Origin of the sequence: Winogradskyella jejuensis (assembly GCF_900129745.1) — a bacterium.
In the GTDB taxonomy this organism is placed as follows: Bacteria; Bacteroidota; Bacteroidia; order Flavobacteriales; family Flavobacteriaceae; genus Winogradskyella; species Winogradskyella jejuensis.
This window is the reverse complement of sequence record NZ_FQWS01000001.1, coordinates 1,404,610-1,419,224: the sequence shown is the minus strand read 5'-3', so window position 1 is coordinate 1,419,224 and position 14,615 is coordinate 1,404,610. Positions and strand designations below refer to the sequence as shown.

Below are 14,615 nucleotides of genomic sequence, written 5' to 3'. Positions count from 1 at the left end.
AAACCAACATTGATAACCTAATTGCACTCGCTAAAAATGTCTACTAGACATTTTCTTTACGCTCGCTTCCTAAACAGCATTACCTGTTCTAGGTTCAATGGGTATGATCTCAGCCACTTATTGGCACCCCTTTTTTGAGAACGGTGCAAAGATAATATGGATTTACGGTTTTAAGAGTAAGATTTTAAGATTTTTTAATCAATCTTTGGCGGTTTTCGGTTTGCCTTTTTTTCTGAAGTTTTTCGCTTGTTTTGAAGTCTTTTACGCTTAACGGCTTTCGGGATTTTAGTTAGCAATCTATCTTTTTCTTCCTTTAAACCTTCTGTAATAAGTTCGGTAAAACGTTTGGTAACGATAGTTTTATTTTTAAGCTGACTTCGGGTTTCGCCACAGCTTAAAATTAAAATACCATCTTTAGTTAATCTGTTATTGAAGTAGTCTTGAAGTCTAAGTTTTTCTTCTTCTGTAAAAAAAGTAGTGTTTTTCAAATTGAAATACAATTCCACTTTTGTAGCCACTTTATTGACGTTTTGTCCGCCACTTCCAGAGCTTCGAACAGCTCTGTAATTAACTTCTTTGAGTAATTCTGAAAACTCCATCTTAGCTTAATTGGTGCGATGGTTTCAGCAAATCATTTACCGTTTTCACTGGGTTGAAGGTTAAAATAGGAACTTCAACAAAAATAGTATTCCAATACGCCATACTTCCGTTCCAAAGTCCAGGTAATTCAAGCGCTTTAATGTCTTTACCAACCTTTGTTTTCATGGTAATAAAGCCTGCTTTTTCGTTGACAAATTGTTGTAAATCAAAGGTATTTCCTTCAAAATCTTTTATAGAACACACAATGTCAACCGGATTAAAATGTGTCGCATTTGCCATAATACGTTTTTGCTCTTTATCCTTTTTATTCACTTGAGCAGATTCTACAATTTGAAGTGATAAACGACCAGATTCATCTTTCACCCAAAAAGGTCCGCCACCTGGTTCGCCTTCATTTTGCACCATTCCGCAAACCCGAATTGGCCTGTTTAAGGCTTCCATAAGATATTCGACTTTATATTTATGAGAATATCTCTCAAACTCTTCAGAAATTGAATAGTTGAGCTTGTTTGAAATAAATTCGCCAACTTCGTTTAGTTGCGCTTCAGTAACCTCTTCATTTTTTAATAGCTGAATATATTGAAATACCTGCGCTTTGGACTGAAGTAAAATTGCAGCCAACACTTTTTTATATTTGGCAACTTCGGCTTTATAATGCTTTACAACGACGTTATCAATATTGCTGATAAATATTAAATCAGCGTCAATTTCGTTCAGATTTTTCAACAATGCACCATGACCTGAAGGTCTAAAATACAGACTCCCATCTTCGTTTCTAAACGGTTCATTTTTAGTAGTCAACGCAATAGTATCTGTTGATTGGTGCTGGTACGAAAAGGATATCTCATAAGGAAAACCAGTTATAGCTTCAACCCGTTCTTCGATACGCCTAAACTCCTCGGTAAATTTGTCTTTATGCTTTTCGGAAATAGTGAAATGGACTCTTAGTGGTGTTTTTCGAGAGCCGTAAAATGCCATCTCGAACAAATGCTCTTCAAAAGCTGTGGAAATATCGTTGTTGTATTTATGAAAAGGAAACAATCCCTTTGGGAAACTGCCAAAATTTAATTGGTCTTCTTCAAGCATTGCCTTTACAAACTCGTACGCTTTCTGGTTTGGATTTAGACTTTTGTAATCAATACCATTATTGTGTATCTGTTCCAAAACGCGCTCGTAAAATGGAAACTTTTCTAAGGCAATTAAAAATAATGGTAAATCTTTTAAACCATTGCGATTGATGTAGGCGTTTAGAGACTGAAGTACCGGATTGTATTCTTTTAAAAATTCAAACAGAAACTTAAACATCCGTGTTGCTGCGCCAGACGCGGGCACGAATTTTACGATAGAAATATCATCTTTTTTTGAATCGAAATATTTAATGAACTCATCGACTTGCTCGTAAGTAGGGGCCAAAATACCTTCGCCAACTGTTGCCGCTGCACAAATATCTGAGTAGTTAACACCGTCTTTAAACTGCTGAATTTGATTCTTAACTTGTGCAAGAGTCAGGTTATGGTTTTCTATTTGTTTTATGTCGTTTTCTGAAAACTTCAATCTGTTATTTTTAATAATTCATCAATATGAAAAATCGCTTTTTCTAAGCGTTCATTCTTTCCGCCTTTGAGCAAAACGTAAGGTCTTTCATTTTGTTTTAAAGCATTTTCAAATGCCTTAAACATTCGCTCTCTTTCATTAGGCTTGTCTCTTAAATCATCAGCCTCCCAAGGCGTATCAATATAAGTTAAAAAATATAAGTCATACTGATTTTGGATAGCGTATTTATCTAAAATTGGATCGCAACTTCCTTGGTAATATACCTCGCTATAAACTTTAGTTTCTAACAAATCGGTATCACAAATTAAGACTTTATTAGCTTTTTGGCTCAATTCATTTTCTAATTTCATTTGTCCAATAGCAATTGGCACTAAATCTTTTGGCTCACAGGTTTTTTGTTCTCTATCCCATTTTTCTTGAAGATAGTCTCGCGCAAATTCGGGTACCCAAAGTGTGTTGTAGTGTTCGGCTAGTTGTCTAGAAAGCGTAGTTTTTCCTGTAGATTCTGGTCCGAATAATACAATTTTTATGCAATTGCTTTTTTGCTGTCTAAGTTCTTCTTCCATGCGAGATAGCCAAAAATGGCAATAATTGTAAAGCCCAAATATTGAAAGCTCGTAAATGTAAAACCTTTATAAAAATACAAAGGAACAGAAATGATATCTCCTATTATCCAAAATATCCAATTTTCTAATTTTCGTCTTGCCATGAGCCACATACCGACAAAGAAAATGGCTGTTGTAACAGTATCGACATAAGCAACCCAACCATTCCACTTATCAAAGGTTTTATAGACTAAAAAGACAAAAATTAAAGTGGCTATAAAAATAAGAGCGCTTATTTTCTTTTCCTTTAATGTGGTTATAGAAATTGGTGTGACATGACTATCATCAACCTTTCGTGTCCAGATATACCAACCGTAAACACTCATTATAAAGTAATAGGCGTTTATCATCATATCGCCTAAAAGTTCCCATTTTAATAATAGATAAACAAAAATGAGAGTGCTTATCATTCCTGTTGGAAATACCCAAATCTTATTTTGTTTTGAAAACCAAACTGAGAGAAATCCAAAAACTACAGCAGTGATTTCTAAAACGATATCAATCGTCGAATAGTCTAAATATTGCCCGAAAAAGAAATTAAAAATCTGGCTCATAATCACTTCTATCGGTTTTTACCAATTTCATTTGCAAAACGGCAATATCCACGTCTGTAAATGCTTTTTCAATTTCAGTTTGAAGAAAAGGCATCACTTTATTATAATCACCATAAACTTGTGTACTTAGGGGATTTTCTAAAACCGTAAATTCTGAATTCCGAAGCGCTTTTATAAATGCAATAATATGCGGTTCGTAATCGTCTTTTAGTGGCGTAAATGTGAGTTCTATAGATATTTTCATCTTATACTTTTATTTCCTCGAAGAAACTTTCATCTTCCTCAAAAGCTGTTCCTATGACTACCAAATCTGCTCCAGAATTGTATGCCAAATCTAAGGCTTCTTTGGTTCTAATTCCGCCACCAACAATTAGCGGGATTTCTAATCTTTTTTTGACTTCTGAAATAGCTTTAAAATTTACAGGCTCTTTTGCGCCACTTCCGGCTTCGAGATATATTAATTTTTGTCCTAAATATTCGCCTGCTTTTGCGGTGTTTATTATGATTTCAATGTCTTGCTTTGGTATTGGTTTTGTTTGGCTTACGCGTTCAACCGAAGTTTCTTTTCCGTTTTCAATTAAAATATATCCTGTTGGGATGACTTCCAATCCAGACCTAAATAACTTCGGCACAGCTTCGACGTGTTTTCCTATTAAATAATCTGGATTCCGACCTGATATTAAAGACAAAAACAAAATACCATCGGCTTTGTCTGTGATTTGTGTTACATCTCCAGGAAATAAAATTACTGGTAATTTGGTATGCTTTTTTAGTTCAAGAACAACGTTTTCTGTTTCATTTTCTTCAACCGTGCTTCCACCAACAAAAATATGAGTCGCTATGGATTTATTGATTTTTTGAGCGAATTTGCCCAAATTTTCAATCTTCACTTTATCTGGGTCGATTAAAATGGCTAATTGTTTCTTTTTCTGTTTTGCAGCTGACTTTATGTTGTGATAAATCGCACTCATCAGCCTAAAACATATGCACAAGTAAAACCTTCGAACTCTAAATAATACGAATTGTATCTGTATTTTCGTCCATCATAATCAATCCAACACACCGTTTCATCATCTTCAAACGTAAACGGAATCACCAAAAAATGTTCTCTAAACAACATGCCAGGTGTAGCGAACAATTTATAGAGCGATTCTTTTATTCCCCAAATTACGGTTAGTTTTCGCACATAATCTTCAGCTTCTGGTTTTAGATAATTAAACTCATAATCCACAAATTTCTTAGCGATGATAGCTATCTTTTCCCGTTGTTTTTCAATATCGATACCAACTTCAGCATCACTTACAATCACTCCCGAAAATGTAAAGCTGTGTGTAATGGATATATGCTTTCCGTCTTTAAGATGTGGCTTTCCATATTCATCGTAAAACAAATCTTGGTCGGTATATCCAAATTCGCGAAGCAAATGACGTACACTTAAAAATCCACGTTGGTGCAACTCGCTTTTCATGCCTAATACACGCTCCAAACTGTTTGGTTTAAGGTCAAGAGGCCTCATTAAATCATCATAAGATTCTTCAATCTTCCAAATTTTAACAGTAGTTTGTGTGTTAACGCTAATGGATTTATACAGCGGCATTTAGTATTATAAATGTTATTGATTATCTTTGCACCGCCTAAGGCAGGATGATTAATTTTGAAAGGCGAATTTAACCAATTTTAAGTTCGTTTCCCAACGTTATCATTCCATATAAACACAAGAAAAAATAAAAAATGAGTACAAAGACTATTGCTTACGTTCCAAACAAAGTAAAAGACATGTCGTTAGCGGCTTGGGGAAGAAAAGAAATTGAATTAGCCGAAGCAGAAATGCCAGGTTTAATGAGTTTACGCGAAGAGTATAAAAACGAGCAACCGTTAAAAGGTGCACGTATTGCTGGATGTTTACACATGACCATCCAAACTGCTGTATTAATCGAAACATTACAAGCCCTTGGTGCAGAAGTCACTTGGAGTTCTTGTAACATCTTCTCTACACAAGACCAAGCAGCTGCTGCTATTGCTGCTGCCGGAACTGCTGTTTATGCTTGGAAAGATATGACAGAAGAAGAGTTTGATTGGTGTATTGAGCAAACGTTATTCTTTGGTGAAGACCGCAAACCATTAAATATGATTTTGGATGATGGTGGCGATTTAACTAACATGGTTTTAGACAAGTATCCTCACTTAGCTGATGGCATCAAAGGACTTTCTGAAGAGACAACAACAGGTGTTCACCGTTTATACGAGCGTGTTAAAAACGGAACATTACCAATGCCTGCAATCAATGTTAACGATTCAGTGACGAAGTCTAAATTTGATAATAAATACGGCTGTAAAGAATCTGCAGTAGACGCCATTCGTCGTGCGACGGACGTTATGTTAGCTGGTAAGCGTGTAACAGTTTGTGGTTACGGAGATGTTGGTAAAGGTACTGCTGCTTCTTTTAAAGGTGCAGGTTCTATCGTTACGGTAACTGAAATTGACCCAATTTGTGCGTTACAAGCAGCAATGGATGGTTTTGAAGTTAAGCGTTTAGAAACAGTTGTTGGAAATTCTGATATTGTAATCACTACGACAGGAAACAAAGATATTGTACGTGCTGAGCACTTCCAAGCTATGAAAGATAAAACTATCGTTTGTAACATCGGTCACTTTGATAACGAAATCCAGATGGCTTGGTTAAACGATAACTACGGTGATACAAAAAACACGATTAAGCCGCAAGTAGATAAATATACTGTTGATGGAAAAGACATCATTGTATTAGCAGAAGGTCGTTTAGTAAACTTAGGTTGTGCAACTGGTCACCCAAGTTTTGTAATGAGTAACTCATTTACAAACCAAACTTTAGCACAAATCGAACTTTGGAACAACAGTGAAGCTTACGGAAACGAAGTGTACATGTTACCAAAGCACTTAGACGAAAAAGTAGCAAAATTACACTTAGAAAAGATTGGTGTGGAGCTAACAGAGCTTAAATCTGACCAAGCTGAATATATTGGTGTAACTGTTGAAGGGCCATACAAGCCAGAACATTACCGTTACTAAAACTATCAATTTGTCATGCTGTCCTGAAACGTCGGGAGATTCAGCATCTCATGCTACAAAATCCCAAGCAGCAATGTTTGGGATTTTTTTATTTACCTTTCCTAAAATATATCTAATGACACCACAAAATAAACTTTCCGACTATATAAAAACCTTAGAGTCTTATATTCCGCAACACGAATTTACGAATCCAAAAGTCTCAGAATCTACGGTGGGTTGGCAAATAGACCATAGTCTAAAAGTGATAAATAATGTGTGCTTAGCCATGCAATCCTCTGACCCAAACACCTACAAAAAAAATATAACACTTGTTGGAAGATTTTTACTAACCCTTGGAAAATTCCCACGTGGAAAAGCCAAAGCTCCAAAACACGTTAGACCACCAGAAGTTATAGAAAAAGCGGACCTTATTAACCAAGTTGCTAACGCCAAAAAAAATATTGAAACTATTAATTCTTTACCCCAAAACGCTTATTTTAAGCACCCAATGTTTGGACATATCAACAAAAAACGTGTGACTCGATTTTTAGAAATACATACTAAGCATCATCTAAAAATTATTAGTGATATGACAAATAAATAATCTAAACCTTACTTCTTCGGATGTACTAATTTCATTTCCTCTATTAAGTGTTTTGCACCAGCATATTTATCTATAATAAACAAGACATAACGTAAATCCACCATTATATTTCGGCAAATTTCTGGGTCGTAATAAATATCACTCATGGTGCCTTCCCAAACGCGATCAAAATTTAAACCGACTAAATTACCTTCAGCATCAATGGCCGGACTACCAGAGTTTCCTCCAGTCGTATGATTGGTTCCTAAAAAGCAAATAGGTAATTTTCCATTTTTGTCTGCATATGGTCCATAATCTTTATCTTCGTATAAATCTCTCAGTTTTTGTGGCACATCAAACTCGTAATCGCCTGGTACATATTTCTCCATAACACCATCTAAATAGGTTACAGGATTATAATAAACAGCATCTCTAGGCGCATAACCATTTACTTTACCATAAGTAACCCTTAGCGTGCTGTTAGCATCTGGGAAATACCGTTCTTCAGGAAGCACTTCCATCAAGGCTTTCATGTATTTGGTTTGCAATGCATTAATTTGGGTATTAATTCGCTGAAATTCTGGCTCTAAATTGGTATAAAACTCTAAAACAAGAGGTTTAGCGTATTGGTAAGCCGCATCGTCATTTAATTTTTGTAAGACAGTTTTAGAGTCTCCTTCTAATAATTTTAGTGCGCTTTCTAAATTTACAAAAGCTGTATTATCATAAATAGAAGCATCAAAATTAGAGCTATATAGCGGCATTACAGCTTCGAAAACACCTTTGTCTACAGCAGAATTATAGTTTTTATGAATTCCTTTTAATTGATTTACCATTGACATTCTTGCCTTTTCAAAAGCTTCTTCGCCTCTATTCGCCGTATTTTCCATTTGAACTAATCGGAACATCATTTGCATTAGCTCGTTAGAGCGTAAAAAGACCTCCACAAAATTGTTACGCTTTACATTTACTGTCTCAAACTCTTTGTAAAGCTTCTCAAATTCTGGTAAAATATTTCCGTATGCTGCTTCTTTTCCTTGGTCCGTTAGAGCCTTAACAAACTCTTTTTCGAACTGTCTTTTTATTTCTACAGCACCACTTTTTTCAATCCCTTGATTTTCTCCTATCCATTTCTTCCAGGCATTGGCGATACGCGCTTGTTTTGATGCATATTGAATGCGTATTTGGTCATCGGCTTTCATACTGGCATCAATAACTTTTAGAGCAGCTTCTCTAATTGCAATGTTAGACGGATTTAGCTTTTGCGTAATCTGCTCTACAGCTACAGCAGGAAGATATTCGTTTGTACGTCCAGGAAAACCAAAAACCATCGTAAAATCACCTTCTTCAACACCATCCAAAGAAACTGGTAAAAAATGCTTAGGCGTGTAAGGCACATTGTCCTTACTGTATTTTGCAGGTCTATTATTCTTATCGGCATAAATCCTAAATAGAGAGAAGTCTCCCGTATGTCTTGGCCAAACCCAATTGTCGGTGTCACTACCAAATTTACCAATACTACTCGGTGGCGCTCCTACTAAACGTACATCTTCAAAACGTTCGGTAATAAATAAATAATATTGATTGCCCTTATAAAACGGACGAATCTTAAAATCTTGCCATTCTTCTTTAACTATATTTTTTTCAACAGCATTTCTATTCTTATCGATTTGCGATTGTTTTTCGCGAGGACTCATCGCATCTGAAACATTCTTAAGCATTGCATCTGTAACGTCCTCAATTCTAACAATAAACTCTACAAAAAGCCCTTCATTTGGAATTTCTTCTTCAAAATTCATAGCCCAAAAACCATCTTTTAAATAATCGTTTTCTAAAGATGAATGGGACTGAATCTGACTAAAACCGCAGTGATGATTGGTAAGTAAGAGCCCTTTAGGAGAAATTACTTCGCTTGTACAACCACCGTTAAAATGACCAATAGCATCTTTTAAGCTAGAATTGTTAACGTCGTAAATATCTTTGGCTGTAAGTTTACTTCCTAAACTTTGCATTTCGCTTTCATTCATTCCCTCTAAGAGCGAAGGAATCCACATACCACCTTGTTGTGCCGAAACTTGAAAAACAAGAAATAAAATAATGACTTTTAAAATACGCATAATCTCTACTATTTTTAATTACAGTAAAGATAAAAAAGGATAGGCTTTTGCCAACTCGAAATATCGGATTTTAAAGTATCTTTATTCTTATGAATTTTACCTCCAAACTCCCAGACGTCGGCACCACCATTTTTACGATAATGAGCGCATTGGCAAATCAGCATAATGCCATTAATTTATCTCAAGGTTTCCCAAATTACGCAAGTGACCAAAAGTTGATTGATTTGGTCAACAACGCTATGAATAGTGGCTACAACCAATATGCGCCTATGGCTGGGAATTTAGATTTGCGGCTCGCCATTGCCAATAAATACCAAAGGTTGTACAACAGCACCTATCATCCTGAAAAAGAAATCACAGTAACTGCTGGAGCGACCCAAGCCATTTATTGTATTGTATCTGCTTTTGTAAGACCAAATAATGAAGTTATTGTCTTTAAACCTGCTTACGATTGCTACGAACCTGCGGTTGAAGTTAATGGTGGAAAAGTAATTCCTATCCAATTGTCTGCTCCAGATTACAAACCTGATTGGAATAAGGTCGCCTCAAAACTATCGTCTAAAACAAAGATGATTTTGATTAATTCACCTCACAATCCAAGCGGAACCATTTGGTCTAAAGATGATATGCTTCAACTTCAAAGACTAACCGAAGGCACAGATATTATCGTATTAAGTGACGAGGTTTACGAGCATATTGTTTTTGACGGCGAGCAGCATCAAAGTGCATGCTTATTTCAAGGTTTAAAACAACGTAGTTTTATTACGGCATCTTTCGGGAAAACATTTCATAACACAGGTTGGAAAATTGGCTACACTTGCGCTCCAGAATATTTAATGCAAGAATTTAGAAAAGTGCATCAATTCAATGTGTTTTCGGTGCACCATCCATCGCAAAAAGGCATTGCCGATTATATGGAAGATGCCAACACCTATTTGGGTCTAAATCAATTTTTTCAGCAAAAAAGAGATTTGTTTCTAAGTTTGATAAAAGATTCAAAATTCAAGTTTACACCTTCAAAAGGTACCTATTTTCAAGTGTTGGATTATTCAGACATTACTGATGAAAATGATGTAGATTTTGCCAAGCGATTAACAACAGAATTCGGTATTGCTTGTATTCCGCTATCGGTATTTAATCTCAATCAAAAAGATGATAAAGTGTTACGCTTTTGCTTTGCTAAAACGGACGAAACCCTTTTAAAAGCTTCAGAAATCCTTAACAAAATTTAGAAAACGTTTAACGCTGCTTTTTTGCAATTTGGTAATCTTGAAATTATATTAAAGATAAAACCACATTATGACAATTAGAAATTTTAAACAACTAGCAAGCTTATTCATTATTTTATCAATTTTGTTGTCCTGCGGCGGTACACAAAAAGTAATTATGGACTCTGGAAAAGTCTATTCGATTAAAAATGACGACTTTTTTATAGGTGAAAAAAACGTTACTGAAGAGTTAACATCTCAACAAAAAAGTGATATTAAAAGCGTTTTACAAGACCGTTTACAAGCAGAAGAACAGCGTGCAGAGGAACTTGAAAATTTGAATAACCAAATTAAAAGTCTAAAAGACCAAATAAAGACTTTAGAAGACAAGGTCGAAACCATCCAAGATAAAAAACGAAATCTTGAAAAAGCTAGAGAAGCTTATATTGATGCTAAAATGGCTTTGATAACTAAAGAACGTGAATTTGAAAAACTGAAGAAAAACGGGAATCTTTCAGACAAAGACAAAATTGATTACGAAAAAGACATCTTAAAACTAAGAGAAAAGGTGATTGAAACAAAAAAACAACTAGAAGCTATACGTTAATTAAATGCTTTGGTTAAAGTTTGCATAAACTCACCAACTTTTGAAGGTTCTAACCAGCGTGTCACTACGACGACGTTGGTTTTTTTGTCTATAATTATAAAGTTTCCGCCAAAACCTGCAGCGTAATAAATATCTTCTGAAACGTTTTCCCAGTGACGTGGTCCTTTTTTGTTTAGCCACCACATGTAACCATAATTTACATTAGGTTTTGATGGTTTAATGGCACGTTTAATCCAATTTTCACTTATAATTTGCTCGTTTTTCCATTTGCCGTTATTCAAAAACAATAAGCCAAAACGTGCCATATCTTCTGCCGAAATAAATAATCCAGCACCAGAATGTCCTCCGCCAGTAACTGATTTCATTTTAAGCCCGTCTATGGTTGTCCATGCATTATCGTAACCGAACCAGCGCCAAGTCGTTGAAGCCCCAATCTTATCCATAACCTCATCTTTTAGCACTTGTGGTAAAGGTTTGCGCCACACTTGTAATGCCGAATATGCCAGTACATTTACACGTACATCATTATATTCCATATGTGTCCCTGGTTCTTTATATTTTCTGTTTTTCCAATCGTCCAAATCGCCTTCTCTTGGTGGTCGGTCTGCCCAATCTTTTCCGCCCCAGATTTCGCCAGACCAATCGCTATTCTGTTGTAATAAATGCTGCCAAGTAATTTTTGAATTATGTTCACCTGCAAATGTGCCATCCCAAACATAGTCTTTTACAAAATCAGTTTCGTCTTTAATTAAACCTTCATCTACAGCCAAGCCAGTTACCGTAGAGAGAAAACTCTTGGTAACACTAAAGGTCATATCCACTCGTTTAGTATCGCCCCATTTTGCAATAAGATAACCATCTTTTAGAATGAGTCCTGCTGGTCCACCACGTTTTTTTGTAGGCCCCAAAATCTCATGAAATGGCTCACGAGCGAAACCCTTTAAAATGGCAATGCGCAAATCTCTAGAGCCAGAATATTCGTTAGCTTCTGCAAATTCTACTGCATCATTCAACCATTCGGAATCAACCTTTACATCTGCTGGCGATTTTGTTTCCCAAGTTGCATTTCGTTCTGGGAAATATTGTATTTGAGCCGTAAGGTGAGAGAATGACGTAAGTAGAACGAATATAAAACAAGCACGTGTTAGAAACATATTACAATTGGCGTTAATTAATTTTATAAGCATCGTAAATTTACTAATTTTAAATCATGGAAGTCTATTGTGGACGTTTGACGAAAAAGAGCAATTATAACTAACGAAGTAAATCTTATAAAACAGATTTTTCAAGAATTCAATTAGATGAAAACTGAACTTAAAGTTGCACTCATACAAACCGATTTAGTTTGGGAAAATCCAACTGCAAATCGCGAGCAATTACAACATGAAATTAATGATATTTCGGAACAAGTTGACCTTATTGTTTTACCTGAAATGTTTACTTCTGGTTTTACGATGAATGCTTCAGAAGTTGCCGAAACTATGGATGGTGAAACCATCGCCTGGCTTAAAGAATTAGCGAAGAAAAAAAAGGCTGCTATTGTTGGGAGTCTAGTGATTTCAGAAAACAGCAACTATTATAATCGTTTAATTTTTATTCATCCAAATGGAAAAATAGATAGTTACGATAAGCGCCACACATTTACACTTGCTGGAGAACATAAAGTTTACACCTCAGGAACTTCAAAAACCATAATCAATTATAAAGGTTTTAAAATTCGGCCTTTAATTTGTTACGATTTGCGTTTTCCTGTTTGGGCGAGGAATACAGAAGGTTACGATGTATTGCTTTACGTTGCTAACTGGCCAAAACCACGTATAAATGCTTGGGATGCATTGCTAAAAGCGCGAGCTATTGAAAATATGAGCTATTGCATTGGTGTTAACAGAATTGGTAAAGATGATAGCGGACATGATTACCCAGGTCATTCGGCTTGCTATGATGTTTTGGGTGAAAAGTTGACTGATTTTAATCCTAATGAAAGTGGTATAAAAATCGTGACTTCAGATAAAAACCATATCGACTATTACCGAAATAAACTCAATTTTTTGAACGACAGAGACTCCTTTACTCTTCAATAAGGGTAAATGTAACTACGAAGTCAAAATTCGCACGCACATTAGTATCTTCTAAATTCGGATAGTAACTTATTCGTTCTGGCTGAATTTTTCTAAGGTAATTCCCTGTATCAAACTTTCTATTCTTGTTTTCATCAAAAATAACACGTAGTTGGTATTGCCTCGGGTCAATATCACTAAAATCTACTACAGGATATTCATCTGCATATCGTTCATAAAGAACCTTTCCATTATCATCCGTTAGCTGAACAATAACAGGGAGTTTAGCATTAACTAAATTAACGCGTATATTGCCGTAATCGGCTTTTTTTCGAGTAGAGAAACTAAAGTTGAGCGTATCATTAACTTCGCCATAAAAATCTGTAATAGCAGATGGTAAAAGCTCCATTTTATACTTTTGAGATTCCTCCAAATCAACTTTAAATTTATAACGATTGTAAATTTCATCTAGCTCTATTTTATAGGGTACTTTTAACGAGTCGTTATCTATAAGTTTAATTTTTGTAGTGTCAATTTTACTGAAAGGCGTAGTAGCTTCGAGTGTAAATACATCATTAAAACCTAAAGTTCCTGCTCTTAGTGGTGTAACGACTAGAGAGTCTTCTTCGCCTTTTCTAAACTTGTACTTAAATGTCTCTGTAAACGATTCACTCTTTACTAAAAATGAAGCAGAATCTATTTCCACTTTTGGCTTGTACCAATAATATAAACTATCCGTTTCTTTGTCTCTGGTGAGCTTATATTCTAGATTTTTTATAGAATCTGATTGAATTTCTATGTCTACAGTTTCTAAATTTCCTTCAAATGGAAACATAATACGCTGCTCAGCAACTTGACTTGGTTTAAACACTTTAAAGTCTGGCTCTTCTTTAAACAACTTAATATTATATGTAGAATCTGTAGGCACAGTAATTGTACCTTCATAAAATCCTATTTTATCCGTTTTTGACTGGAATGTAAAATTCCCATTTTCGTCTTTAAGTGCAACAATTTTATAGGTTCCAGCTTTGATATTTTCAATGCTAAACATGGTTAAACTATCTAGAGTATTAGTAATAAATTTCGGCTTTTGCTTAAATATAATTGAATCTGTATAACTCGTATCTGCCTCGTAAAGCATTACCGAAATAAATGGGTCTGCACTTCTACTCTCGGCATCAAAAACAGCGCCCTTTACAGACAAAGAATCTATCGTATCTCCTGTTGAAAACACATACCTGTAGTACTGATACGGGTTCTCTTCGTTATTATCTACTATACTATTTCCAAAATTAAAAGCATAAGTGGTATTAGGCTTTAAGGTATCTTTAATCTTAATCTTTATGTACCTGCTCGCTGTTCCCAATGGTGTAATTACTGGTGGGGTCTCCATTGGTGGAGAAATAATCAATTGCTTCTGTAAATCTTTGATTTTTACATACTCATTAAAGTAAATTCTAATTTCTTCAGCATTAAAATTAGTCGAAAAATTCGCTGGAGATTCACTAGTAATTTCTGGTGGTGTTTCATCCTTTGGTCCGCCATCTGGTCTACCTCTACTGGCGCAGCCTACTACAAAAAGAATAGACACTGCAATTGCAAGAAATACCTTTAAGGATTTTGAAAACATAAACTTGAAAAATTTAAGCAAATTAACAACTTAATTCTATCAATAACGAAACATCATTCTCTAAATTGTTGTG

At 35.3% G+C, this 14,615-nt stretch carries 15 protein-coding genes; 5 read left to right on the top strand and 10 right to left on the bottom strand.

Annotated elements, in window-relative coordinates; genetic code table 11:
- Nucleotides 1–194: 194 nt before the first annotated feature.
- Genes arfB through BUB95_RS06570 form a run of 7 tightly spaced genes read right to left on the bottom strand, consistent with a single transcriptional unit; the run spans nucleotide 195 to nucleotide 4,910 of the window.
- On the bottom strand, nucleotides 195–599 hold the full coding sequence (arfB, locus tag BUB95_RS06600; protein WP_073084502.1) for an alternative ribosome rescue aminoacyl-tRNA hydrolase ArfB: 405 nt from the start codon (nucleotides 597–599) through the stop codon (nucleotides 195–197).
- Nucleotide 600: 1 nt separating this feature from the next.
- A complete protein-coding gene (locus tag BUB95_RS06595) occupies nucleotides 601–2,154 on the bottom strand; it encodes a DUF4301 family protein (RefSeq protein ID WP_073084500.1) in 1,554 nt (517 codons plus the stop codon).
- Complete coding sequence (locus BUB95_RS06590; RefSeq protein WP_073084498.1) at nucleotides 2,151–2,720, bottom strand: AAA family ATPase; 570 nt, start codon at nucleotides 2,718–2,720, stop codon at nucleotides 2,151–2,153. The genes BUB95_RS06595 and BUB95_RS06590 overlap by 4 nt, the downstream gene beginning before the upstream one ends.
- A complete protein-coding gene (gene pnuC, locus BUB95_RS06585) occupies nucleotides 2,681–3,313 on the bottom strand; it encodes a nicotinamide riboside transporter PnuC (protein WP_073084496.1) in 633 nt (210 codons plus the stop codon). The genes BUB95_RS06590 and pnuC overlap by 40 nt, the downstream gene beginning before the upstream one ends.
- A complete protein-coding gene (locus BUB95_RS06580) occupies nucleotides 3,297–3,557 on the bottom strand; it encodes a hypothetical protein (protein WP_073084494.1) in 261 nt (86 codons plus the stop codon). The genes pnuC and BUB95_RS06580 overlap by 17 nt, the downstream gene beginning before the upstream one ends.
- Nucleotide 3,558: 1 nt before the next feature.
- Nucleotides 3,559–4,284 (bottom strand): phosphoglycerol geranylgeranyltransferase, encoded by a 726-nt coding sequence (locus BUB95_RS06575; RefSeq protein WP_073084492.1) that lies wholly within the window; start codon nucleotides 4,282–4,284, stop codon nucleotides 3,559–3,561.
- A complete protein-coding gene (locus BUB95_RS06570) occupies nucleotides 4,284–4,910 on the bottom strand; it encodes a 4'-phosphopantetheinyl transferase family protein (RefSeq protein WP_073084489.1) in 627 nt (208 codons plus the stop codon). Before BUB95_RS06570 ends, BUB95_RS06575 begins: the two co-directional genes overlap by 1 nt.
- 134 nt (nucleotides 4,911–5,044) lie before the next feature.
- Here BUB95_RS06570 and ahcY point away from each other — a divergent pair, with 134 nt between their 5' ends.
- Both ahcY and BUB95_RS06560 read left to right on the top strand, forming a co-directional pair.
- Entirely contained in the window at nucleotides 5,045–6,361 is a 1,317-nt protein-coding gene (ahcY, locus tag BUB95_RS06565; protein WP_073084487.1) for an adenosylhomocysteinase, read from the top strand.
- Nucleotides 6,362–6,476: 115 nt separating this feature from the next.
- Complete coding sequence (locus BUB95_RS06560) at nucleotides 6,477–6,944, top strand: DUF1569 domain-containing protein (RefSeq protein WP_073084485.1); 468 nt, start codon at nucleotides 6,477–6,479, stop codon at nucleotides 6,942–6,944.
- Nucleotides 6,945–6,952: 8 nt separating this feature from the next.
- On the opposite strand, the gene BUB95_RS06555 is transcribed toward BUB95_RS06560, so the two are convergent.
- Nucleotides 6,953–9,040 (bottom strand): S46 family peptidase, encoded by a 2,088-nt coding sequence (locus tag BUB95_RS06555; protein ID WP_073084483.1) that lies wholly within the window; start codon nucleotides 9,038–9,040, stop codon nucleotides 6,953–6,955.
- Nucleotides 9,041–9,129: 89 nt separating this feature from the next.
- Between BUB95_RS06555 and BUB95_RS06550 the strand changes: the two genes are divergently transcribed.
- Nucleotides 9,130–10,272 carry a methionine aminotransferase gene (locus BUB95_RS06550; RefSeq protein WP_073084481.1) on the top strand — a complete coding sequence of 381 codons (1,143 nt, stop codon included), beginning with the start codon at nucleotides 9,130–9,132 and terminating at the stop codon, nucleotides 10,270–10,272.
- A gap of 67 nt (nucleotides 10,273–10,339) precedes the next feature.
- Complete coding sequence (locus BUB95_RS06545) at nucleotides 10,340–10,855, top strand: coiled-coil domain-containing protein (RefSeq protein ID WP_073084479.1); 516 nt, start codon at nucleotides 10,340–10,342, stop codon at nucleotides 10,853–10,855.
- Here the strand turns inward: BUB95_RS06545 and BUB95_RS06540 are convergent.
- Entirely contained in the window at nucleotides 10,852–12,042 is a 1,191-nt protein-coding gene (locus tag BUB95_RS06540; RefSeq protein ID WP_394333618.1) for a serine hydrolase domain-containing protein, read from the bottom strand. The genes BUB95_RS06545 and BUB95_RS06540 overlap by 4 nt on opposite strands.
- Before the next feature lie 114 nt (nucleotides 12,043–12,156).
- Here BUB95_RS06540 and BUB95_RS06535 point away from each other — a divergent pair, with 114 nt between their 5' ends.
- On the top strand, nucleotides 12,157–12,936 hold the full coding sequence (locus BUB95_RS06535) for an amidohydrolase (RefSeq protein ID WP_073084474.1): 780 nt from the start codon (nucleotides 12,157–12,159) through the stop codon (nucleotides 12,934–12,936).
- On the opposite strand, the gene BUB95_RS06530 is transcribed toward BUB95_RS06535, so the two are convergent.
- The gene (locus BUB95_RS06530) at nucleotides 12,923–14,542 is read right to left on the bottom strand and encodes an Ig-like domain-containing domain (protein WP_073084473.1); all 1,620 of its coding nucleotides are present in this window, start codon (nucleotides 14,540–14,542) and stop codon (nucleotides 12,923–12,925) included. The genes BUB95_RS06535 and BUB95_RS06530 overlap by 14 nt on opposite strands.
- Nucleotides 14,543–14,615 lie beyond the last annotated feature (73 nt).

Coding starts and splice junctions, on each gene's coding strand:
- BUB95_RS06580 (WP_073084494.1), bottom strand. CDS start 3,557: ATGAAAATATCTATAGAACTCACATTTACGCCACTAAAAGACGATTAC.
- BUB95_RS06560 (WP_073084485.1), top strand. CDS start 6,477: ATGACACCACAAAATAAACTTTCCGACTATATAAAAACCTTAGAGTCT.
- pnuC (WP_073084496.1), bottom strand. CDS start 3,313: ATGAGCCAGATTTTTAATTTCTTTTTCGGGCAATATTTAGACTATTCG.
- BUB95_RS06555 (WP_073084483.1), bottom strand. CDS start 9,040: ATGCGTATTTTAAAAGTCATTATTTTATTTCTTGTTTTTCAAGTTTCG.
- ahcY (WP_073084487.1), top strand. CDS start 5,045: ATGAGTACAAAGACTATTGCTTACGTTCCAAACAAAGTAAAAGACATG.
- BUB95_RS06540 (WP_394333618.1), bottom strand. CDS start 12,042: ATGCTTATAAAATTAATTAACGCCAATTGTAATATGTTTCTAACACGT.
- BUB95_RS06535 (WP_073084474.1), top strand. CDS start 12,157: ATGAAAACTGAACTTAAAGTTGCACTCATACAAACCGATTTAGTTTGG.
- BUB95_RS06570 (WP_073084489.1), bottom strand. CDS start 4,910: ATGCCGCTGTATAAATCCATTAGCGTTAACACACAAACTACTGTTAAA.
- BUB95_RS06575 (WP_073084492.1), bottom strand. CDS start 4,284: ATGAGTGCGATTTATCACAACATAAAGTCAGCTGCAAAACAGAAAAAG.
- BUB95_RS06550 (WP_073084481.1), top strand. CDS start 9,130: ATGAATTTTACCTCCAAACTCCCAGACGTCGGCACCACCATTTTTACG.
- BUB95_RS06545 (WP_073084479.1), top strand. CDS start 10,340: ATGACAATTAGAAATTTTAAACAACTAGCAAGCTTATTCATTATTTTA.
- BUB95_RS06590 (WP_073084498.1), bottom strand. CDS start 2,720: ATGGAAGAAGAACTTAGACAGCAAAAAAGCAATTGCATAAAAATTGTA.
- arfB (WP_073084502.1), bottom strand. CDS start 599: ATGGAGTTTTCAGAATTACTCAAAGAAGTTAATTACAGAGCTGTTCGA.
- BUB95_RS06530 (WP_073084473.1), bottom strand. CDS start 14,542: ATGTTTTCAAAATCCTTAAAGGTATTTCTTGCAATTGCAGTGTCTATT.